The organism is Geodermatophilus amargosae (assembly GCF_041028265.1).
In the GTDB taxonomy this organism is placed as follows: domain Bacteria; phylum Actinomycetota; class Actinomycetes; order Mycobacteriales; family Geodermatophilaceae; genus Geodermatophilus; species Geodermatophilus amargosae_A.
Window position 1 is genome coordinate 1 of sequence record NZ_JABGCW010000006.1, and the last position, 19,526, is coordinate 19,526.

Sequence of the window (19,526 nt, forward strand, 5' to 3'; positions counted from 1 at the left end):
GGCGGCTCCGGCGCGCGCATCATGACCACGCTCGTGCACCACATGCGCGACAACGGCATCCGCTACGGCCTGCAGACGATGTGCGAGGGCGGCGGCCAGGCCAACGCCACCATCCTCGAGCTCCTCTGAGTCCGGGGCCCGGGGCCGTGCGACGCGGCGGTCCCGGGCCCGGTTACGGTCGCCGGTCGTGAGCGCCGCCTCCGGGGACCCCACGCTGCTCGACGTCCTGACGCTCGAGGAGGTCGACCGCGACCTCTACCGCAGCACGCTGGTCTTCCCCGATCCGCTGCCGCTCTACGGCGGCCAGGTCGCCGCGCAGGCGCTGCTCGCGGCCGGCCGCACCGTCGAGCCCGACCGGCTGCCGCACTCGCTGCACGGCTACTTCCTGCGCAGCGGCGACGCCGCCCGGCCCACCGTGTTCCGGGTCGACCGGGACCGCGACGGCGGCTCGTTCTCCGCCCGCCGGGTGGTGGCGGTGCAGGGCGGGGAGGTCGTGCTGTCGATGTCGGCGTCGTTCCAGGCGCCGACCGCCGGGCCCGACGTCCAGGTGGCGGCGGCACCGGCCGCGGAGGACCCGGCCGGGTGCGAGCCCTTCTCGCTGCCGCGGCTGTTCACCATGGAGAGCCGCCGGCCCAGCCAGCCCCGTCCGCAGGCCACCTGGCCGACCCGCTTCTGGTCCCGGTCGACCGTGGCGCTGCCCGACGACCCGCTGGTGCACGCCTGCGCGCTCACCTACCTCTCCGACATCGGCACCGGCCTGTCGGCGCTGCCGGAGGACGAGGCCGCGCCCGGCCCGACCCTGGACCACGCGGTGTGGTTCCACCGGCCGGCGCGCCTCGACGCCTGGGTGCTCATGGACCTCGTCCCGCACACCGTCTCCGGTGGGCGGGGCTGGTACACCGGCTCGATCACCACCCGCGACGGCGTGCTGGCCGCGAGCCTGGCCCAGGAGACGCTGTTCCGGCCGGGCCGCAACCCGTTCCGCCCGGGCCGCTGAGCCGGCCGGGGCGGGGCGTCCCGGAGCCCGGCGGGAGCACCGCCGTCCTGATCGGCGAGGATGGGTCGTCTGCGAGGGGGAAGGACGGACACGTGGCGAAGCACCGGGCACCCGAGGGCAGCTCCACCGACTTCGACGCGGCGACGGTCGCACTGGCCGACGTCTCGGGCGACTACACGATCGACGTGGCGCACACCCGGATCGGCATCCGGGCACGGCACGCGATGGTGACGACGGTCCGCGGCGCGTTCACCGACTTCGCCGGCGAGGCCCACCTCGACACGCTGCACCCCGAGGCGAGCAGCGTCTCGATCCGGATCCGGACGGCGAGCGTCGACACCGGGCAGGCCGACCGGGACGCGCACCTGCGCTCCCCGGACTTCCTCGACGTCGAGCGCTGGCCGGAGATGGTGTTCACCTCCACCGGGGTCGAGCAGGTCGACGAGGAGACCTACGAGGTCAGCGGCGACCTCACCATCCGCGACGTCACCCGGCCGGTGACCGTCGAGTTCAGCCTGACCGGCTCGGCGAAGGACCCCTTCGGCAACACCCGGGTGGGCTTCGAGGGCGCGCTGTCGATCAAGCGCAGCGACTGGGGCCTGGTCTGGAACACCCCGCTGGACACCGGCGGCGTGCTGGTCAGCGACCGCATCCAGGTGGAGTTCGACGTCTCGGTGATCCGCAGCGCCTGACGCCGCTCAGTCCCGCGGGCGCGGGCGGTCCTCCCCTGCATGGCGCGCGTGCTGCTGGACATGGCGATCTCGCTCGACGGCCTGGTGAGCGGTCCCGGCGGGGCCGACGTCGGGCTCTACGACTGGTTCTTCGACCCTCCCGAGGCCAGCCGGCCGGTCGTGGAGGCGATGGTGGCCGAGACCGGCGCGATCGTCGTCGGGCGCAACGCCTACGGGTCGGCCGACGACGCCCAGGGCTGGGACGAGACGCCCTACGACGTGCCGCACGTGGTGGTGACGCACCGGCCCCCCGCACCGCTGCCGGCCGGGCCGGTGCGCTTCGAGTTCGTCACCGGCGTGCCCGATGCGGTGGCACGGGCGGCGGAGCTGGCGGGGGAGCGGTGGGTGGCCGTCGGCGGCGGTGCCGACGTCGCCCGGCAGTGCCTCGCCGCCGGCCTGGTCGACGAGGTGCAGCTGCACGTCGTCCCGGTCGTGGTCGGCGACGGCCTGCCGCTGTTCGTCCGCTCCGGCCGCCCGCTGCGGCTCACGCCGGTCCGGGTGGTCCCCGCGCCGCGCGTGACCCACTGCCGCTACCGCGTCGAGCGCTGAGGTCGCCTCGTCGACACGTCGACGGATCGGTAGGTCGACGGATCGGCACGTCGAGCTGTCGTCCCGTCGAGGTGTCGACTCGCCGACCCGGCGGGGTGCTCAGCCGGGACGGACGACGTCGTAGCGCACGACGGCGAACTCGCCGTTCTGCGCCACCTCGCGGGTCACCAGCTCCACGTGCGCCGGCAGCAGCGGCGACCCGGCGCCCAGGGTCACCGGCGCGATCGACACGACCACCTCGTCGAGCAGCCCGGCGCCGGCGAACTGCGCGGCCACCGGGCCGCCGCCGACCACCCACACGTCGAGGCCCCCGGCGGCCGCGACCAGGTCCGCGTGCAGGGCGAGCAGGTCGTCGGTGGAGTCGGCGGCGGTGAACCGGATGTCGGCGCCGGCGTAGGCCTCCATCGTGCGGTGGGTCAGCACCCACGCCGGCTGGTCGTAGGTCCAGGCGTCCGGGCCGCCGTTGTCGCGGATCCACTGGTAGGTCGAGGCGCCCATGACCAGCGACCCGACGGTCTTCTCGAACGCCTTGTAGCCCATGACCCCCTCGTGGTCGGCCTCCCGCGTGAGCAGCCAGTCGAGGGAGTGCTGCGGACCGGCGATGAAGCCGTCGAGCGTGGTGGCGGTGTAGTAGACGGTGCGGGTCATCGTTCCCTCCGTTGGAGCCACTCGATGGGGTCGCCGGTGTCGACCTCGACGCCGGCCTCGCGCAGCCAGTGCCGGGCCAGGAGCCGGCGGTGCGCGGAGAAGGTGAGGACGTGCGCGACGACGCTGCCGAGGACGAAGCTCTCCGGCGGCTCGCACAGCGCGTCCACCAGCCGGTCGCCCCACGCGCCGCGGCGGGCGATCTCGCGGACCGCGGCCAGCCAGCGCGGCGCGACGGCGTCGTGCCGGTCGAGCAGGGCGGCGGCGTCGTCGGCGCCGCGGACGGGGGCGTCGCCGCCCTCGAGGGAGGCCATCCAGACCTCCAGCGTCCAGACGAGGGTGTCCAGCACGGCGGCCAGCGTCTCCTCGGCGCCGTCCCAGGGCAGCATCGACAGGCCCGGCGCCCGCACCCGCCGGTACTCGTCGGCGGGCAGGGCCTTGGCCAGCTCCAGCAGGGCGCGGGTGTCCTCGACGCCGTGGTGCACCAGCAGCGCGGTGACCTCGTCGCCGCCGCGGCGGGCCGGCTCGTCGGCCACCCACAGCGACGAGGGCGGGTGGAAGTGGATGCCGTTGGGCGCGGGCAGCCAGTGGGCGTCCCGCCCGGCGCCGCCGGCGGCCACCGAGCCGGGGTTGCGGCCGTAGGCGCGCGCGAACGCCCGGCTGAAGCCCTCGACCGACTCGTAGCCGGCGGCGAAGGCGGCGTCGGTGACGCTCGCGCCCTGGCGCAGCTGCCAGGCCGCGCGCTCCAGCACCACCCGGCGGCGCAGCGCGACCGGTGACTCCCCGGCGCCGCCGGACACCTGCCGGCTGAAGTGGAACGGCGAGGCGTAGGCGTCCCCGGCCATGTCGGAGAGCGTCCGGTTGTCCTCGTCGAGGACGGCGTCGAGGAGTTCGCGGAGGCGGTCGCGGCCGGGTGGCGTCACACGAGGAGTCTGGCGACCCGGCCGCCTCCCGCGCCCGACCGTTCTTGCGCCGTCAGCCGGCGGCCCACGCCGCCTCCACCGAGGCGCGGCAGCGGCCGGGCTCGTCCCCGGCGGCGGCCAGCAGGGCCACGGTGGTGCTGGTCGTCAGCGGCGCGAGGACCTCGGCGGGCAGCACGCCCTGCACGACCAGCGAGACCAGCCCGTGCCCGGCGGCCCAGACCTGGGTGGCCAGCGTGCGCGGGTCGGCGTCGGGGGCGAGGCGCCCCTCGTCGCGCGCCCGCGCCGCCGCGGCCACCAGCCGGTCGAACGACGCGTCGGCGGCGGCCTCGTCGGCGAGGTCGGCCCCGGCGTCGAACATCGCCCGGTACAGCTCGGGGTGCTCCAGGGCGGTGCGGGCGTAGGCCACGCCCAGTGCGGCGAGGTCGTGCACGGCGTCGTCGGTGCGGGGGACGGCGGCCAGCCGGGCGGTCAGCCGGGTGAAGCCCTCCTGCCGCACGGCGCTCCACAGCCCGGGCATCCCGCCGAAGTGCGTGTAGACGGCCATGGTCGAGGCGCCGGTGCCCTCCACCAGCGCGCGCAGGGTCACCGGCTCGCGCGCGGCGAGCATCCGGGCCGCCCGCTCGACGAGCTGCAGGCGGACGGCGGGATCGGGTCGGCGGGGCACTGGACCATCATGCCATAGCAACGCTATGGTTCAGCCCCACCATCCCACCAGGAGGAACCGTAACCGTCGAGCTGATCGACCCGCCCGGCCTGCCCGTCCCGGGCGTCTACCGCCAGATGGCCGTCGCCCGCGGCAGCCGCACCGTCTACCTCGCCGGCCAGGTGGCCCGCACCGCCGACGGCGCACCCGTCGGTGCCGGCGACCTCGCCGCCCAGGTCGAGCAGGCCTACCTCAACGTCGCCACCGCGCTCGACGCCGTCGGCGGCAGCTTCGACGACGTCGCGAAGGTGACCCTCTACCTCGTCGACTGGGACCCCTCGAAGCTCGCCGCGCTCGGCGAGGGCGTGGCCCGCGCGGCGGCCCGGCTGGAGTGCGACCTGACCCGGCCGGTGACCCTGCTCCCGGTGGCCGCGCTGGCCGAGCCGGACCTGCTCGTCGAGGTGGACGCGACCGCGGTCCTGGAGTGACCGTCCTGGAGTGACCGTCCTGGAGTGACCGTCCTGGAGTGACCGTCACCGGCACGGGCGCGTGTCGGTGGTGCGCGACCGGGTAGTGCAAGCACCGCGCGGCCGGCCGGACGGCCGCCGCGCCCCCCGGCCGGGCGGATCCCCCGCGCCGGGCGCCCGCTGCACTCCCGGAAGGCCTCCCCGTGCCGCCACGCGCATCGACCGACGCCGCTCCGGGCTCCCTGCAGGAGCAGTCCGCCGCCGAGGAGTACCGCCCGGACCCGAAGCGGTGGAGCGCGCTGTCGGTCACCCTCGTCGTCGGCTTCATGAGCCTGCTCGACGTCAGCATCGTGTCGGTGGCGCTGCCCTCGCTGCAGCGCGACCTGGGCGCCACCCCGGCGACCGTGCAGTGGGTCGTGTCGGGCTACGCGCTCACCTTCGGCCTGATGCTGGTGCCCGCCGGGCGGCTCGGGGACGCCATCGGCCGGCGGCGCATGTTCCTCATCGGGCTGGCCCTGTTCGTGGTCTCCAGCGCCGCGTGCGGGGCGGCGCCGTCGGTGGCCTGGCTGGTCGCCGCGCGGCTGGTGCAGGGGCTGGCCGCCGGCTGCCTGGCGCCGCAGAACTCCGCGTTCATCCAGCAGCTGTTCCGCGGGGGCGAGCGCGGGCGGGCCTTCGGCCTGTTCGGTGCCACGGTCGGGATCTCCACCGCCGTCGGCCCGGTCGCCGGCGGCGCCATCCTCGGGCTCGCGTCGGGTCCCGACGGCTGGCGCTGGCTGTTCCTCGTCAACGTGCCGATCGGCGTCGTCGCCTTCGTGCTCGCGCTGCGGTTCCTGCCCCGCGGCGGGTCGGGCGGGCGCGGGCGGATCGACGTCGTCGGCGTGCTGCTGCTCGGCGCCGGTGCGCTGGCGGTGCTGTTCCCGCTGGTGCAGGCGGAGTCCGGCGGGCTGGCGCAGCTGTGGTGGCTGTTCGGTGTCGGGGCGGTGCTGCTCGGGGCGTTCGTCGCCTGGGAACGGCGGGTGGTGGCGCACGAGGGGCAGCCGGTGTTCGACCCGCGGCTGGTCACGCAGACCCGCGGCTACGGCATCGGCGCGGCGCTGGGCACCGTCTACTTCGTCGGGTTCAGCGGCATCTGGCTGGTGTTCGCGCTGTTCTTCCAGGTCGGCCTGGGCTACACGCCGCTGCAGTCGGGCCTGGCCGTGACGCCGTTCGCCCTCGGGTCGGCGTCGGCCGCGGTCGTCGCCGGGCGGCTGGTCGAGCGCTACGGGCGCAAGCTCACGGTGCTCGGGCTGGCCGGCGTCATCGTCGGGCTGGCCGCCGCGGCGGTGGTCCTGCTGCTGGTGCCGCCGTCGGCCGCCGGATGGGCCATCGCGCCGGCGCTGCTCGTGGGCGGCATCGGCGGCGGCTTCGTCATCTCGCCCAACATCACGATGACCCTGCGCGACGTGCCGGTGTCGATGGCCGGCTCGGCCGGCGGCGGCCTGCAGACGGCGCAGCGCTTCGGCGCGGCGATCGGCACCGCGGCGCTGCCGGGGCTGTTCTACCTCGTCCTCTCGGCGACCGGCGACGACTACCCGGTCGCGGCGGCCGCGGGGCTCGCCGTGTCGGTGCTCGGCGCGGTGGCCGCGCTCGTGCTCGGCGTGGTCGACCTGCGCCGCAACCGCGCCGAGGACGCCGAGGCGGCGGCCGCCGAGCGCGACCGGGTGCGGGAGGAGCGGCACGGCCCCGACCACGTGCACAGCCACGGCCACGCCTGGCACCACTGACCGGGCCACGGGACGACGACGAGGAGGACGGCATGGCGGGACCGACGGTGGCGGTGCTCGGCACCGGGACGATGGGCGCGGGGATGGTCACCTCGCTGCGGCGGGCCGGCCTCCCGGTGCGCGCGTGGAACCGCGACCCCGCCAAGGCGCAGGCGCTCACGGACACCGGCGCCGGGGCGTTCGCGTCCCCCGCCGAGGCGGCCGACGGCGCCGACGTCGTCCTGAGCATGCTGCTCGACGCCGACGCGGTGGTCGACGTCGTCCGGCAGGCCGCCCCCGCCGCCGGGACGACGTGGCTGCAGTGCTCCACGGTCGGCGTCGAGGGCGCCGACCGCACCGTCGCGACGGCCCGCGAGCTGGACCTGGTGCTCGTCGACTGCCCCGTCCTCGGCACGAGGGAGCCGGCGGCGGAGGGCGCGCTGACGCTGCTGGCCAGCGGACCCGACGAGGCCCGCGAGCGGCTCGCCCCGGTGTTCGACGCCCTCGGGTCGACGACGCTGTGGCTCGGCGCGGCGGGCGCCGGGAGCCGGCTGAAGCTCGCCTGCAACTCGTGGCTGTTCATGCTCACCGCCGGGACCGCGCAGGCGATCGCGCTCGCCCGGGCGCTGGGCCTGGACCCGCAGTCCTTCCTCGACGCGATCGAGGGCGGCCCGGTGGACTCCGCCTACGCCCACCTCAAGGCCGGCCTGATGATGGCCGGCGACTACCCGCCGAGCTTCGGGCTGGCCGGCGCGGCCAAGGACGCCCGCCTGATCCGCGCCGCGCTGCAGGCCGGCGGGGTCTCCGACCGGCTCACCGCGGCCGTGCTCGAGACCATGGACGCCGCCGCCGACCGGGTGGGCGATCCCGCTGCGGTCGACATGGCGGCGGTCATCCAGGGCCTCGAGGTCCAGGGACCCGAGCCGGACTGAGCCCGGCTACCGCTCCGGGCTCTCGGCCAGCCGGCGCAGCCCGTCGCCGGCGTCCCGGTTGCCGGGACCGGCGCTGGTGGCGTCGGCCGGGAGCTCGCCACCGCCGCCGTGGTCGTCGAGCATGCGCGCCTCGTCGAACGGCGAGCGTCCCGACAGCGCCGCCTCGAGCTGGTCGCGGTCCAGCTGCCGGGTCCACGTGGCCACGAGCACGGTGGCGACCGCGTTGCCGGCGAAGTTGGTCAGGGCCCGGGCCTCGGACATGAACCGGTCGATGCCCACGATCAGGCCGACGCCGTCGAGCAGCTCGGGCCGGTGCGCCGACAGGCCCCCGGCGAGGGTGGCCAGGCCCGCGCCGGTGACCCCGGCGGCGCCCTTCGAGGCGATGATCATGAACGCGAGCAGGCCGATCTGCTCGCCGAGGGACAGCGGGTCGCCGAGGGCCTCGGCGATGAACAGCGAGGCCATCGTCAGGTAGATGGCGGTGCCGTCGAGGTTGAAGGAGTACCCGGTCGGCACCACGATGCCGGCCACCGACTGGCTGACGCCGGCGTGCTCCATCTTGGCGATCAGCCGCGGCAGCGCCGTCTCCGACGACGACGTCGACAGGATGAGCAGGAACTCCCGGCCGAGGTACCTGAGCAGCCGGAGGACGTTGAGTTTGGCCACCAGCCGCAGGATCAGCCCGAGGATGCCGAAGACGAAGACCACGCAGGTGGCGTAGAAGCCGAACATGATCACCGCGAGGCTCTTCAGGGCGTCGACGCCGGTCTCGCCGACCACCGCCGCGATCGCGCCGAAGGCGCCGATCGGGGCCACCCACATGACCATCGCCAGGATCCGGAAGACCAGCTTCTGGAAGTGCCCGATGCCGCGCAGGATCGGTTCCCCGGCCGCGCCCATCGCCTGGATGGCGAAGCCGGCCAGCAGCGCCACCAGCAGCGCCTGCAGCACCGAGCCGTCGGTGAGCGCGGAGACCAGCGTCGTCGGGATCAGGCCCAGCAGGAAGTCGACCGTGCCGCCGCTCTCCTCGGCGGTCTCGGCCAGCTCCGACCCGCGGCCGCGCAGCTCTTCGGACAGCTCCAGGCCGTCGCCGGGGTGCAGGAGGTTGCCCACCACCAGGCCGATGGCCAGGGCGACGGTGGACATCAGCAGGAAGTAGCCCAGCGTCAGGCCGCCGATCCGGCCCACCGCCGCGGCCTTCCGGACCGCGCCGATGCCCAGCACGATCGTGCAGAAGATGACCGGGGCGATGAGCATCCGGATCAGCCCGACGAAGGCGTCGCCCAGCCACTTCAGCGACGTCGCGAAGCCGGGGAACACCAGGCCCACGAGGATGCCGAGCGCCACCGCGGCGATCACCGCGATGTAGAGCCAGTGGGTGCGGTCGCGGCGCCGGCGCGGCGTGGGCTGGTCGCCGTCGGCCGGGGCGGTGCCCCCGCCTGTGGACGGGGAGGGCATGGGGCTGCTCCTGGCGGGGAGGGGGACGGCGGTCGCACCACGGTGTGCCGTCGGGGGGTGACCCGCAACACGGGGCCCGGTCACCGTCCGTCGCGGGCAGGCCCGGAGGCGGAGAGTCGGGTGAGCCGGCCGCTCCACCCGGGAGGTCCTGCCGCTCGAGGACGCGGGCAGCAGGAGGCTCGTGGCGCGACCCGGCGCCTACGGCGTCCTGCCGGTCACGGCGCGTACCGCGCTCTGCCGCTCACGGCGCGTACCGCGCTCTGCCGCTCACGGCGCGTACCGCGCGGCGAACTCGCCCGGGGTCATCCCGGTGACGCGGGCGAAGTCGCGGGTCAGGTGCGGCTGGTCGGCGTACCCGAGGTCGGCGGCGACCTGCGCGGCCGTCGTCGTCCGGTCGCGCAGCCGTTCCGCGGCCTCCTGCAGCCGGCGCCGCTGCACCAGCCACTTGGGGGACAGCCCCAGCCGGCGGGACGCCAGCCGCTGCAGCGCGCGCTCGGACAGCCCCGTCCGGGCACACAGCTGGTCGACCCGCGTCAGGTCCGGCCGCGACTCGACCAGCGCCACCAGCCGGTCGACCAGCAGACCCTCCTCGTCGACCGGGAGGAACCGCCGCAGGGCGTCGGCGTAGGCGGCCCGCGCGGCCGCGTGCGCGTCGGGGGAGTGCGGGTCGCCGGCCATCGCGGCGCGCACGCGGGCGGCGAGCCGGGTGCCGTCGTCGCCCAGGACCTCGGCGACGTCGACGGACCGGTCGGTGTGGGCCGACACCGGCCCGCCCGCGACGAGCGCGCCGGCCGCCGGGGTGAGCATGACGCCGGCCGCCCAGCCCTCGCCGGTGAGCGTCGTCGTCGACAGGCCGGACACCACGCCGTAGAAGCGGGCGTAGTCCGGGGTGACGACGACGAGGCAGACCGGGTACTGCAGCACCCGCTGCGCGGCCTCCTGTCCCGGCGGCACCGACCACACCGGGATCCACGTCCGCTGCACCAGCGCGGCCATCGGACCTGCCGTCTCGTAGCGGTACATGACGTGCGAGGCGTCGCGGGGGTCCCGCAGGTGCGCCCGCTCGATGGTGTCGCGGCGGTGCACGGGGGTGCTGTCGGGTTCCATCAAGACGCCAGGTTGCCGTACCGGCGACGCTGCCGTCATGACCGCCACGGGCACCCCGATCGCCACCGACTACGCCGCCGTCCTGGAGCCGCTGCTCGCCGTCGCCGACGCCGTCCCCGCCGACGGCTGGGACGCCGCCACCCCCTGCGAGGACTGGTCGGCCCGCGACGTCGTCACGCACCTGGTCGACACCCAGCGCGAGTTCCTCACCGGCCGCGGGACCGACCTGGGGCCGGCGCCCGACGTCGCCGCCGACCCGGCCGCCGCGCTGCGCGCGCACGCCGGGCGCGTGCTCGCCGCCGTGTCCGACCCGGCCGTCGCCGACGAGCCCTACGACGGCTTCTCCGGCCCGACGACGGTGGGGGAGACGCTCGCGCAGTTCTACGTCTGGGACATGGTCGTGCACCGCTGGGACCTCGCCCGCGGCACCGGCCAGGACGCCGGGCTCACCGACGCGGAGATCGAGCGCGTCGAGTCCGGTGCCGGCACCTGGGGCGACGCCCTCTACGCGGACGGCATCTGCCGCCCCGCCGTCGAGGTGCCCGGCGACGCCGGCCGCGAGGCGCGGGTGCTGGCCCTGCTGGGCCGCCGGGCCTGAGCCGGCTCGGTGGCGCCGGGACCGGCACGGGCGGGAGGATCTCCGGGATGGACGCGGAGCACCGGCTCGTGACCTACGGCAGCCTCGCGCCCGGCCGTCCCAACCACTCCCACGTCGCGGAGCTGCGGGGCCGGTGGTTCCGGGGGACGGTGCGCGGGCGGCTCGTCGAGGAGGGCTGGGGCGCCGCCCTCGGCTTCCCCGCGATGGTCCTCGACCCCGACGGCCCGGTGGTCGACGTCCAGGTCCTGGAGTCGGCCGATCTCCCCGCGCACTGGTCCCGGCTGGACGAGTTCGAGGGCCCGGGGTACGAGCGGGTCCTGGTCCCCGTCGCCACGGACGACGGCGAGGTCGAGGCGCACCTCTACGTGCACCTCCCACCCGACCGGGGCTGAGCCGGCGACGCCCGGGGTAGGCCCGGGACATGCATCCCGGGAACACCGACACCGCCGACGGGCCCCGCGAGGGCCGGCTGCAGCTGCGCGACGGCCGCACGATGGCCTACGCCGAGTGGGGCGACCCCGACGGCCGGCCGGTGCTGGGCTGCCACGGCTCCCCGAGCTCCCGGTTCGAGCGGCACGTCGACGACGCCGCCGCCTACCGCCGCTGGGGCGTCCGGCTGGTGGTGCCCGACCGGCCGGGCTTCGGCCGCTCGGACCCGCAGCCGGGCCGGCGGGTGACCGACTGGCCCGGTGACGTCGCCCAGTTGCTGGACTCCCTCGGCATCGACCGCTTCGCCGCCCTGTCGCTGTCCGGCGGGGCTGCCTACGCGCTGGCCTGCGCGCACGCGATGCCCGACCGGGTGACCGCGGTCGGGATCCTCGGCGGTGCCCCGCCGCCGGACGTGCCGTGGCCGTGGCCGGGCTGGCTGCCGACGTCGGTCCGCGCGGCCGCGCACCGGCCCTCCCCGGTGACGGCGGCGCTGCTGCGGCCGGTGTTCGCGCCGCTGACCGTCCGCCCCCAGCTGCTGCCGCGCTACCTGCAGCTGCGGCTCAACCCCGCCGACCGCCGCGTGCTCGGCCGCCCCGCCGTCCGCCGCGTCATGGCGCGCTCCTTCACCGAGGGGATGCGCCAGGGCGTCGCGGCGCTCGCCGAGGACCGGGCGCTGCTGTTCCGGCCGTGGGGCTTCCCGGTGGGCGAGGTGCGCCAGCACGTCGACGTCTGGCACGGCACGCAGGACTGGCAGGTGCCGGTGGCGCTGGGCCGGGTGCTCGCGGGGATGCTGCCCGACTGCACGGCGCACTGGTTCGCCGGCGAGGGCCACTTCCTCGTCTTCGACCACGCCCGTGACGTCTACGGTGCACTCGTGGCCTGAGTGGGTAGCGCGGCGACATGCCTCCTGTCCAGCGCGGTAGCAGCACGGTGCCGCCCACCTACGTCGACGCCAACCGCCTGTGGGTCGACTCCCGCCTGCGCCACGAGATCGGCCTGCGGGTCGAGGGCGCGATCCTGCACCGCCTGGGGGCCCGCGGGCAGCGCGCCGTCGAGATCGGCACGGGCCGCCGCGGCCTGGGCGCCCGGGTCGCCGTCGAGCGGCTGGGCGCCACCGACGTGACGGCGTTCGACCTCTACCCGGCCACCGTCGGCCGGGCCCGGATGGCCTGCGCCGACCTCGACGGCAAGGCCACCTTCCGGGTCGGGGACGCCACCGCCCTCCCGGTCGACGACGCGAGCGTGGACCTCGTCGTCGACTTCCACGCGCTGCACCACATCGCCGACTGGCGCGCCGCCGTGGCCGAGGCCGCCCGGGTGCTGCGTCCCGGCGGGCAGCTGGCACTGACGGAGATGACCGCCCGCTTCGTCGACGCCCCGTGGCTGCGCGCGGTCTCCCGCCACCCGGCCGACCGCTTCTCCACCGACGAGCTGCTCGCCGAGCTGCGCGCGCACGGCCTGGAGGTGCCGGCCGGGCGGCTGCGGCGGGCGGCGGGTGACCGGTGGATCCAGGCCGTCGCCACCCGCACGTGAGCGGTGACCGGGGACCGGCCGGGATCCTCCGCGGGAGCCTGGCGCTGCTGCGCCGGCACGCCGGGCGGGTCTACGCCGTCGCGCTGGCGGTCACGCTCGTCAACACCGTGCCCGACGTGCTGCGCCAGCTGCTGGTCCACCGCGACCCGAGCCTCGCGCACGCCCTCCTGGTCGACGCGGTCGGCTTCGCCACCGGCCTGGTCGCCCAGCTGTGGCTCACCGGCGCGTTCACCGACCTGCCCGGCACCGGCCGGGTGCGGCCGGGCGGCGCGCTGGGCCGGGGGACGGCGACCGCGCTGCGGGCGGTGCGCACCTCGCCGGCCGCGGTGCTCGCCGGGGTGGTGCTCGGCGGTGCGGTGTCGGCGCTGCTGACCGTGCCGGCGTCGGTGGCGGCGCTGGGGCTCGGGCAGGTGATCGGGCCGCTGGACGCGCCCTCGGCCGCGGCGTTCACCGTGGCCACGGTCAGCGACGTCGTGGCCAGCTGGGTCACCCTGCCGTTCCTCGCGGTGGTCCTCGTGCTCACTGCCGGTTCGACCAGGCAGTTCGCGGGCAAGGGCAGCTCGTGAGCAGCAGCGTCGGAGGCCGGGACTGGGACGTCACCCGCAAGACCGTCGGGTCGCTGTCGATCTGGATCGGGACGGCGGCCCTGTTCGCCCCCCGGTGGATCGCCGGGGCGCTCGGCGTGCGGCCCGACGCGGCGCGGGGTGACGTCGCCCTGCCGCTGCTCGTGCGGTTGGGCGCTGCCCGGAACATCGCGATGGGCGCGGCACTGCTGGTCACCCCGGCGCCGCAGGCCAGGCGCACCACCGAGGTGACGCTGCTGCTCACCGGCCTGGACGCGGCGGCGGTGTGGACCTCGCGCGCGGAAGGCGACGTGGCGGCCAGGAGTGCGGCGCTCTCGGGCCTCGTGCTGGCGCTGGCCTCCTACGGCGCCGCCCGCTGGCACCGCCGCTAACGCCAGGCGAAGACCGGCTGCTCGAGGTGGGCGACGCGGGTGGGCAGCCCTCGGCACGCGACCTGGCAGAACTGGTGGACCACGGCCGCGGTCGGGGCGTGCACCCAGCCGCCCAGCAGCGGCAGCCGGATGACCGGCGCCTCGGACTCGGGGATGGTCACCAGCACCGGGTCGACGTCGAGGTCGGCGAGCGGCACCCGGTACACCGCGGCCACCTCGGCCTCGGCGGGGCGCAGCTCGCCGGTCTCGCCGGCCCACACGACCACCGGGGTCATCACGTAGCCCGAGCGGGTCACGTAGTCGTCGAGCAGCCCGACGACGTCGTCCGGGCTTCGTTCGAGACCGACCTCCTCGCCGAGCTCGCGCAGCGCGGCCTGCACGGGGGTCTCGCCGGGGTCGAGCCGGCCGCCGGGCAGCGCCCACTGCCCGGCGTGCGCCCGCAGCCGCGCCGCGCGCCGGGTCACCAGCAGGGCCGGCCCGCCCGGTTCCTCGGTCACGCAGACGGCGACGGCGGCCTGGCGCAGCTCGGGACGGTCGGCCGCGCGCCGCGGGAGGTCCCGCAGGCGCGCGGCGGCCGTTCCCCGGTCGAGCGTCAGAACCAGCCGCGCCGGCCACCGAGCCGGCGGACGGCCGCGTCGAGCTGCGCGGCCACCGCCGAGACGTCGGTGTCGCGGTGCGAGAGGTGCAGGCGGCCGCCGACGTCGCGGCCCTCGGTCAGCAGGCCGCCGCGGCGGTCGACCTCCAGGACGACCTCGACACCGTGCGGGGACGCCAGGAACGTCACCTCGAGCTCGTTGACCCGACCGCGCAGCGACGACGGCGGGGCGAACTCGACCTCCTGGTAGAAGGGCAGGTCGCTGCCGGCCAGCCGGCCCTTCTCGACGTCGGCGCCGCGGAAGGTGAAGCCGAGGCCGCCCAGCGCCTGGATCACCGTGCGCTGCACCGGCAGCGGCTCGACGGTGACAGCGTCGAGGTCACCCGGGTCCGTGCCGCCGGGGATGTCGACCCGGGTGCGCAGGCCGATCCTCACCCCGCGCAGCGACCAGCCGTCGAGCGAGGTGAACGGGCACTGCCACGGCACCGGGAAGCTGAACGGGATCGCCGCACGCGCGCCTGCCTCGATCCGGCCGGCGCCGGCGATCGGCGCGGTGCCGAAGGTGACGTTCTCCTTCCACTCGTGGTCGCCGCTCTCCACCTCGACGGTGGCCTGCAGGGACACCCGGAGCTCGTTGATCTCCTGGGCGACCTGGCCGCCGGTGAGGTGCACCGTGCCGGTGACGGTGCCGCCGGGGGTGGTGGTCGGGGTGTCGAGGACGGCGTCGACGGTGGCGTTGCCGGCGCCGAGTCTCGCCATCAGGTCGCGGAAGGCCATGGGGGGACAACTCCGTTCGGTTCGGGGACGGCGGGCACTCTGACACCACGACCGGGGGCTGACGAGGGGTTCCCGCGCGCCCCGCCTCCTGGACGCGCACCAGGCTACTGCCGGGTAGTTGGACGTCCTACTACATCGGGCCTACCGTTCGGGCATGGCGTCCGCGGAGCTGCACGTGCCCGTCCACCCCGTCCGGTTCGTCACGGCGGCGAGCCTGTTCGACGGGCACGACGCCGCGATCAACGTGATGCGGCGGCTGCTGCAGAGCCAGGGGGCGGAGGTCGTCCACCTCGGCCACGACCGCGGTGTCGACGAGGTCGTGCGGGCCGCCGTCGAGGAGGACGTGCAGGGCGTCGCCGTCTCCAGCTACCAGGGCGGGCACGTCGAGTACTTCAGCTACCTCAGGGAGCGGCTGGCCGCGGCCGGGGCGGGGCACGTCCGGGTGTTCGGCGGCGGCGGGGGCGTGATCGTGCCCGAGGAGATCGCGCTGCTCGCCGAGCGCGGCGTGCGGGTGTTCAGTCCCGAGGACGGCGCCCGGCTCGGCCTGCCGGGGATGATCAACGAGCTGATCCGCACCTGCGACGTCGACCTCGCCACCGAGGGCCCCGACGTCGACGCGCTGCTCACCGGCGACCCGCGGGCGCTGGCGCGGGCGGTCACCGTGCTGGAGGCCGGTGCCGACGAGGCGCTGGCGGCACGGGTCCGGGAGGCCGCGGCCGGGCGCACCGTGCCGGTCCTCGGCATCACCGGCACCGGCGGCTCGGGCAAGTCCTCGCTCACCGACGAGCTGCTGCGCCGGCTGCGCCGCGACCAGGAGGACAAGCTGCGGGTCGCCGTCGTCGCGATCGACCCCAGCCGCCGCCGGGGCGGCGGCGCGCTGCTCGGCGACCGGATCCGGATGAACGCGCTGGAGTCCGGCGAGGGCTCGCACACCTTCTTCCGCTCGATGGCCACCCGCACCGCCGGCGCGCAGGTGCCCGCGCACCTCGACGACGTCCTCGCCGCGGTCAAGGCCGCCGGCTTCGACCTGGTGATCGTGGAGACGCCGGGCATCGGGCAGGGCGACGCGGCGATCGTGCCCTTCAGCGACGTCTCGCTCTACGTCATGACGCCGGAGTTCGGCGCCGCCTCGCAGCTCGAGAAGATCGACATGCTCGACCTCGCCGACGTGGTGGCGATCAACAAGTTCGAGCGGCGCGGCGCCGAGGACGCCCGGCGCGACGTCGCCCGGCAGATGGTGCGCAACCGCGAGGCGTTCGGTCAGCCGTGGGAGCAGATGCCGGTGTTCGGCACCAGCGCCGCCCGCTTCGACGACGACGGCGTCACCGCCCTCTACCAGCACCTGCTCGGCCTGCTGGTCGAGCGCGGCCTGCCCGCCGGCGCCGGGGTGCTGCCGCGGGTGGACGTGCGCGCCTCGACCGGGCTGACCAGCGTGGTGCCGGCGTCGCGGGCGCGGTACCTGGCCGAGGTGGCCGAGGCGGTGCGGGGACACCACCGGGTCACCGAGGAGCAGGCCGCCGTCGTCCGCCGCCGCCAGCACCTGACCACCGCCGCCGAGGTGCTGGAGGGTCCGGCCGCGGAGCCGGCCCGCGAGGCGGCCGCCGCCGCCGACCGCGAGGTGCTGCCCGAGGTGCGCGCGCTGCTCGAGGAGTGGCCGGCGCGGGTGGAGCAGTACTCCGGCGACGAGTTCGTGTACACGGTGCGCGGCAGCGAGATCCGCACGCCGCTCAAGCGGCAGACCCTGAGCGGGACGGAGGTGTCGCGGGTGGCGCTGCCGCGCACCAGCGACGCCGGTGACCTGCTGCGCTTCCTGCGCCGGGAGAACCTGCCGGGCTCCTTCCCCTACACGGCCGGCGTCTTCCCGTTCAAGCGGGCCGGGGAGGCCCCCGCGCGGATGTTCGCCGGCGAGGGCGACGCGTTCCGCACCAACCGGCGGTTCCGGGTGCTGTCGGCCGGCAACGAGGCCACCCGGCTGTCGACGGCGTTCGACTCGGTGACCCTCTACGGCCGCGACCCGCAGCCGCGGCCCGACGTCTACGGCAAGGTCGGCACGTCGGGCGTCTCGATCGCCACGCTCGACGACATGCGGGTGCTCTACGACGGGTTCGACCTGTGCTCGCCCACGACGTCGGTGTCGATGACCATCAACGGCCCCGCCCCGGCGGTGCTGGCGATGTTCCTCAACACCGCGATCGAGCAGCGGCTGGACGCCTTCCGCGCCGACGAGGGCCGCGAGCCCGACGCCGCGGAGGCCGAGGAGGTCCGCGCCTGGGTGCTGGCCAACGTCCGCGGCACGGTGCAGGCCGACATCCTCAAGGAGGACCAGGGCCAGAACACCTGCATCTTCTCGACCGAGTTCGCGCTGCGCTGCATGGCCGACATCCAGCAGTGGTTCATCGACCACCGGGTGCGCAACTTCTACTCGGTGTCGATCTCGGGCTACCACATCGCCGAGGCCGGGGCGAACCCCATCAGCCAGCTCGCCTTCACGCTGGCCAACGGCTTCACCTACGTCGAGGCCTACCTGGCGCGCGGGATGTCGATCGACGACTTCGCGCCCAACCTGTCGTTCTTCTTCTCCAACGGCATGGACGCCGAGTACACGGTGATCGGCCGGGTGGCGCGGCGCATCTGGGCGGTGGCGATGCGCGACCGCTACGGCGCCGGCGCCCGCTCGCAGCAGCTGAAGTACCACGTGCAGACGTCGGGCCGGTCGCTGCACGCGCAGGAGATGGACTTCAACGACATCCGCACCACGCTGCAGGCGCTGTGCGCGATCTACGACAACGCCAACTCGCTGCACACCAACGCCTACGACGAGGCGGTGACCACGCCGTCGGAGCACTCGGTGCGCCGCGCGCTGGCCATCCAGATGATCATCGACCGGGAGTGGGGCCTGGCCGGCAACGAGAACCCGCTGCAGGGCTCGGCGGTCGTCGAGGAGCTCACCGACCTGGTCGAGGAGGCGGTGCTGTCCGAGTTCGACCGGATCGCCGAGCGCGGCGGCGTGCTGGGCGCGATGGAGACCGGCTACCAGCGCGGGCGCATCCAGGACGAGTCGATGCTCTACGAGCACCGCAAGCACGACGGCAGCCTGCCGATCGTCGGCGTCAACACCTTCCTCGACCCGCACCGGGACGAGGCCCCGCCGAGGAAGGTGGAGCTCGCCCGGGCCACCGAGGCGGAGAAGCAGTCCCAGCTCGACCGGCTGGCCGACTTCCAGGCCCGCCACGCCGACGAGGCGCCCGCTGCGCTCGCGGCGCTGCAGGAGGCGGCGACGTCGGGCGGCAACGTGTTCGCCGCGCTGATGGACGCCGTCCGGGTGTGCTCGCTCGGCCAGATCAGCGAGGCGTTCTTCGAGGTGGGCGGCCAGTACCGCCGCAACGTCTGACGGAGGCGGCAGGAATGGCCATCTCTGCCGCCCCGGTCGACGACCTGGGGGAGCCGGTCCCGCTGGCGGGGCCGGCCCGGCGGGTGGTGTCGCTGGTGCCCTCCCTCACCGAGGCGCTCGCGGTCACCGTGCCCGACCGGCTGGTGGGCGCGACCGACTGGTGCACGCACCCGGCCGACCTCGACGTTCCCCGGGTACGGGGGACGAAGAACCCCGACCGCGCGGCGATCGAGGCGCTGACGCCGGACCTCGTCGTCTGCAACCGCGAGGAGAACCGGCGCGTCGACGTCGACCGGCTGCGCGCCGCGGGGATCGCGGTGTGGGTGACGGTGGTCGAGTCGGTGGACGAGGCGCTGGCCTCGATGCGCCGGCTCCTCTCCGAGGCGCTGGACGTGCCGGAGCCGGCCTGGCTGACCTCGGCGGCCGCCGAGTGGGCGCAGCCGGTGCCGGCACCGCCGCTGCGGTGCGCCGTACCGGTGTGGCGGGACCCGTGGATGGTCGTCGGCCCGCGCACCTTCACCGGCGACGTGCTCGCGCGGCTCGGGCTGGTGAACGTCTTCGGCGCGGGGGAGGACCGCTATCCGCACGTCTCCGTCGACGACGTCGTCGCCGCGGCGCCGGACGTCGTCCTGCTGCCCGACGAGCCGTACCTCTTCACCGCCGACGACGGGCCCGAGGCGTTCCCCGGCATCCGGACGGTGCTCGTGTCCGGCCGGGCGCTGACCTGGTACGGCCCGTCGCTGGCCACCGCCCGCGCCGACCTGCTGGCGGCGGCGGGCGCGTGATCCGGGCTCCCCGGCGTCGGGACGGACTCTGCCGGTGACATCGACCTGGGAGTCCGCTATGAAGTCCCTGGGAGTCCGCTGAAGGCGCGGACGGTCCTCCCCTCCCTCCCACACCGCCCCGGAGACCTCGAGCACCCCGGTCCCGGTCACCGGGACGGCGTGGCTCCTACGAGCGCTGCTGCACCGCGTCGCTCGACCGGCCGAGCCGGACGGGCAGCGTCCTCCCCGGGGCCCGTGAGACCTCGGACGCCGAGGGGACAAGGAGCAGT

At 75.6% G+C, this 19,526-nt stretch carries 21 protein-coding genes and 1 pseudogene; 15 read left to right on the plus strand and 7 right to left on the minus strand.

Annotated features, from left to right (window positions below; all coding sequences use genetic code 11):
- The 4 genes and pseudogenes from HLV61_RS09610 to HLV61_RS09625 form a co-directional block, all read left to right on the plus strand.
- A pseudogene (locus HLV61_RS09610) lies at positions 1 to 129 on the plus strand (acetyl-CoA C-acetyltransferase); the annotation flags it as partial.
- A gap of 58 nt (positions 130 to 187) precedes the next feature.
- Positions 188 to 997: an acyl-CoA thioesterase gene (locus tag HLV61_RS09615; protein ID WP_369254706.1), complete on the plus strand. Its 810-nt coding sequence runs from the start codon at positions 188 to 190 to the stop codon at positions 995 to 997.
- Between the two features lie 92 nt (positions 998 to 1,089).
- Positions 1,090 to 1,689: a YceI family protein gene (locus tag HLV61_RS09620; RefSeq protein WP_369254708.1), complete on the plus strand. Its 600-nt coding sequence runs from the start codon at positions 1,090 to 1,092 to the stop codon at positions 1,687 to 1,689.
- 39 nt (positions 1,690 to 1,728) lie between these two features.
- Positions 1,729 to 2,277: a dihydrofolate reductase family protein gene (locus tag HLV61_RS09625; protein ID WP_369254710.1), complete on the plus strand. Its 549-nt coding sequence runs from the start codon at positions 1,729 to 1,731 to the stop codon at positions 2,275 to 2,277.
- Positions 2,278 to 2,376: 99 nt separating this feature from the next.
- Here HLV61_RS09625 and HLV61_RS09630 read toward each other — a convergent pair whose 3' ends face one another.
- Genes HLV61_RS09630 through HLV61_RS09640 form a run of 3 tightly spaced genes read right to left on the minus strand, consistent with a single transcriptional unit; the run spans position 2,377 to position 4,509 of the window.
- A complete protein-coding gene (locus HLV61_RS09630; RefSeq protein WP_369254712.1) occupies positions 2,377 to 2,925 on the minus strand; it encodes a dihydrofolate reductase family protein in 549 nt (182 codons plus the stop codon).
- Entirely contained in the window at positions 2,922 to 3,845 is a 924-nt protein-coding gene (locus tag HLV61_RS09635; protein ID WP_369254714.1) for a helix-turn-helix domain-containing protein, read from the minus strand. Before HLV61_RS09635 ends, HLV61_RS09630 begins: the two co-directional genes overlap by 4 nt.
- A gap of 52 nt (positions 3,846 to 3,897) precedes the next feature.
- Positions 3,898 to 4,509: a TetR/AcrR family transcriptional regulator gene (locus HLV61_RS09640; protein WP_369254716.1), complete on the minus strand. Its 612-nt coding sequence runs from the start codon at positions 4,507 to 4,509 to the stop codon at positions 3,898 to 3,900.
- A 116-nt stretch (positions 4,510 to 4,625) separates the two neighbouring features.
- Here HLV61_RS09640 and HLV61_RS09645 point away from each other — a divergent pair, with 116 nt between their 5' ends.
- From HLV61_RS09645 to HLV61_RS09655, 3 genes are all read left to right on the plus strand, one after another.
- Positions 4,626 to 4,976, plus strand: a complete 351-nt coding sequence (locus HLV61_RS09645; protein WP_369254718.1) for a RidA family protein — start codon at positions 4,626 to 4,628, stop codon at positions 4,974 to 4,976.
- A gap of 182 nt (positions 4,977 to 5,158) precedes the next feature.
- Entirely contained in the window at positions 5,159 to 6,718 is a 1,560-nt protein-coding gene (locus HLV61_RS09650; protein WP_369254720.1) for an MFS transporter, read from the plus strand.
- A gap of 32 nt (positions 6,719 to 6,750) precedes the next feature.
- A complete protein-coding gene (locus HLV61_RS09655) occupies positions 6,751 to 7,629 on the plus strand; it encodes an NAD(P)-dependent oxidoreductase (protein WP_369254722.1) in 879 nt (292 codons plus the stop codon).
- A gap of 6 nt (positions 7,630 to 7,635) precedes the next feature.
- On the opposite strand, the gene HLV61_RS09660 is transcribed toward HLV61_RS09655, so the two are convergent.
- Positions 7,636 to 9,087, minus strand: coding sequence for a cation:dicarboxylate symporter family transporter (locus HLV61_RS09660; protein ID WP_369254724.1), 1,452 nt, complete (start codon positions 9,085 to 9,087; stop codon positions 7,636 to 7,638).
- A gap of 267 nt (positions 9,088 to 9,354) precedes the next feature.
- On the minus strand, positions 9,355 to 10,194 hold the full coding sequence (locus tag HLV61_RS09665) for a helix-turn-helix domain-containing protein (protein WP_369254726.1): 840 nt from the start codon (positions 10,192 to 10,194) through the stop codon (positions 9,355 to 9,357).
- A gap of 37 nt (positions 10,195 to 10,231) precedes the next feature.
- Between HLV61_RS09665 and HLV61_RS09670 the strand changes: the two genes are divergently transcribed.
- Genes HLV61_RS09670 through HLV61_RS09695 form a run of 6 tightly spaced genes read left to right on the plus strand, consistent with a single transcriptional unit; the run spans position 10,232 to position 13,709 of the window.
- Positions 10,232 to 10,792: a TIGR03086 family metal-binding protein gene (locus HLV61_RS09670; RefSeq protein WP_369254728.1), complete on the plus strand. Its 561-nt coding sequence runs from the start codon at positions 10,232 to 10,234 to the stop codon at positions 10,790 to 10,792.
- A gap of 47 nt (positions 10,793 to 10,839) precedes the next feature.
- The gene (locus tag HLV61_RS09675; RefSeq protein ID WP_369254730.1) at positions 10,840 to 11,184 is read left to right on the plus strand and encodes a gamma-glutamylcyclotransferase family protein; all 345 of its coding nucleotides are present in this window, start codon (positions 10,840 to 10,842) and stop codon (positions 11,182 to 11,184) included.
- Between the two features lie 29 nt (positions 11,185 to 11,213).
- Positions 11,214 to 12,104 carry an alpha/beta fold hydrolase gene (locus HLV61_RS09680; RefSeq protein WP_369254732.1) on the plus strand — a complete coding sequence of 297 codons (891 nt, stop codon included), beginning with the start codon at positions 11,214 to 11,216 and terminating at the stop codon, positions 12,102 to 12,104.
- A 17-nt stretch (positions 12,105 to 12,121) separates the two neighbouring features.
- Positions 12,122 to 12,754: a class I SAM-dependent methyltransferase gene (locus HLV61_RS09685; protein WP_369254734.1), complete on the plus strand. Its 633-nt coding sequence runs from the start codon at positions 12,122 to 12,124 to the stop codon at positions 12,752 to 12,754.
- Positions 12,751 to 13,320 carry a hypothetical protein gene (locus tag HLV61_RS09690; protein WP_369254737.1) on the plus strand — a complete coding sequence of 190 codons (570 nt, stop codon included), beginning with the start codon at positions 12,751 to 12,753 and terminating at the stop codon, positions 13,318 to 13,320. Before HLV61_RS09685 ends, HLV61_RS09690 begins: the two co-directional genes overlap by 4 nt.
- Complete coding sequence (locus tag HLV61_RS09695; RefSeq protein ID WP_369254739.1) at positions 13,317 to 13,709, plus strand: DUF4267 domain-containing protein; 393 nt, start codon at positions 13,317 to 13,319, stop codon at positions 13,707 to 13,709. The genes HLV61_RS09690 and HLV61_RS09695 overlap by 4 nt, the downstream gene beginning before the upstream one ends.
- Here HLV61_RS09695 and HLV61_RS09700 read toward each other — a convergent pair.
- Both HLV61_RS09700 and HLV61_RS09705 read right to left on the minus strand, forming a co-directional pair.
- On the minus strand, positions 13,706 to 14,311 hold the full coding sequence (locus HLV61_RS09700) for an NUDIX hydrolase (RefSeq protein WP_369254966.1): 606 nt from the start codon (positions 14,309 to 14,311) through the stop codon (positions 13,706 to 13,708). The genes HLV61_RS09695 and HLV61_RS09700 overlap by 4 nt on opposite strands.
- Positions 14,302 to 15,081 carry a sporulation protein gene (locus tag HLV61_RS09705; RefSeq protein WP_369254741.1) on the minus strand — a complete coding sequence of 260 codons (780 nt, stop codon included), beginning with the start codon at positions 15,079 to 15,081 and terminating at the stop codon, positions 14,302 to 14,304. The genes HLV61_RS09700 and HLV61_RS09705 overlap by 10 nt, the downstream gene beginning before the upstream one ends.
- A gap of 154 nt (positions 15,082 to 15,235) precedes the next feature.
- Between HLV61_RS09705 and icmF the strand changes: the two genes are divergently transcribed.
- Both icmF and HLV61_RS09715 read left to right on the plus strand, forming a co-directional pair.
- Complete coding sequence (gene icmF, locus HLV61_RS09710; protein WP_369254743.1) at positions 15,236 to 18,472, plus strand: fused isobutyryl-CoA mutase/GTPase IcmF; 3,237 nt, start codon at positions 15,236 to 15,238, stop codon at positions 18,470 to 18,472.
- Positions 18,473 to 18,486: 14 nt separating this feature from the next.
- Positions 18,487 to 19,257, plus strand: a complete 771-nt coding sequence (locus HLV61_RS09715; RefSeq protein ID WP_369254745.1) for a helical backbone metal receptor — start codon at positions 18,487 to 18,489, stop codon at positions 19,255 to 19,257.
- The last annotated feature ends 269 nt before the right edge of the window (positions 19,258 to 19,526 follow it).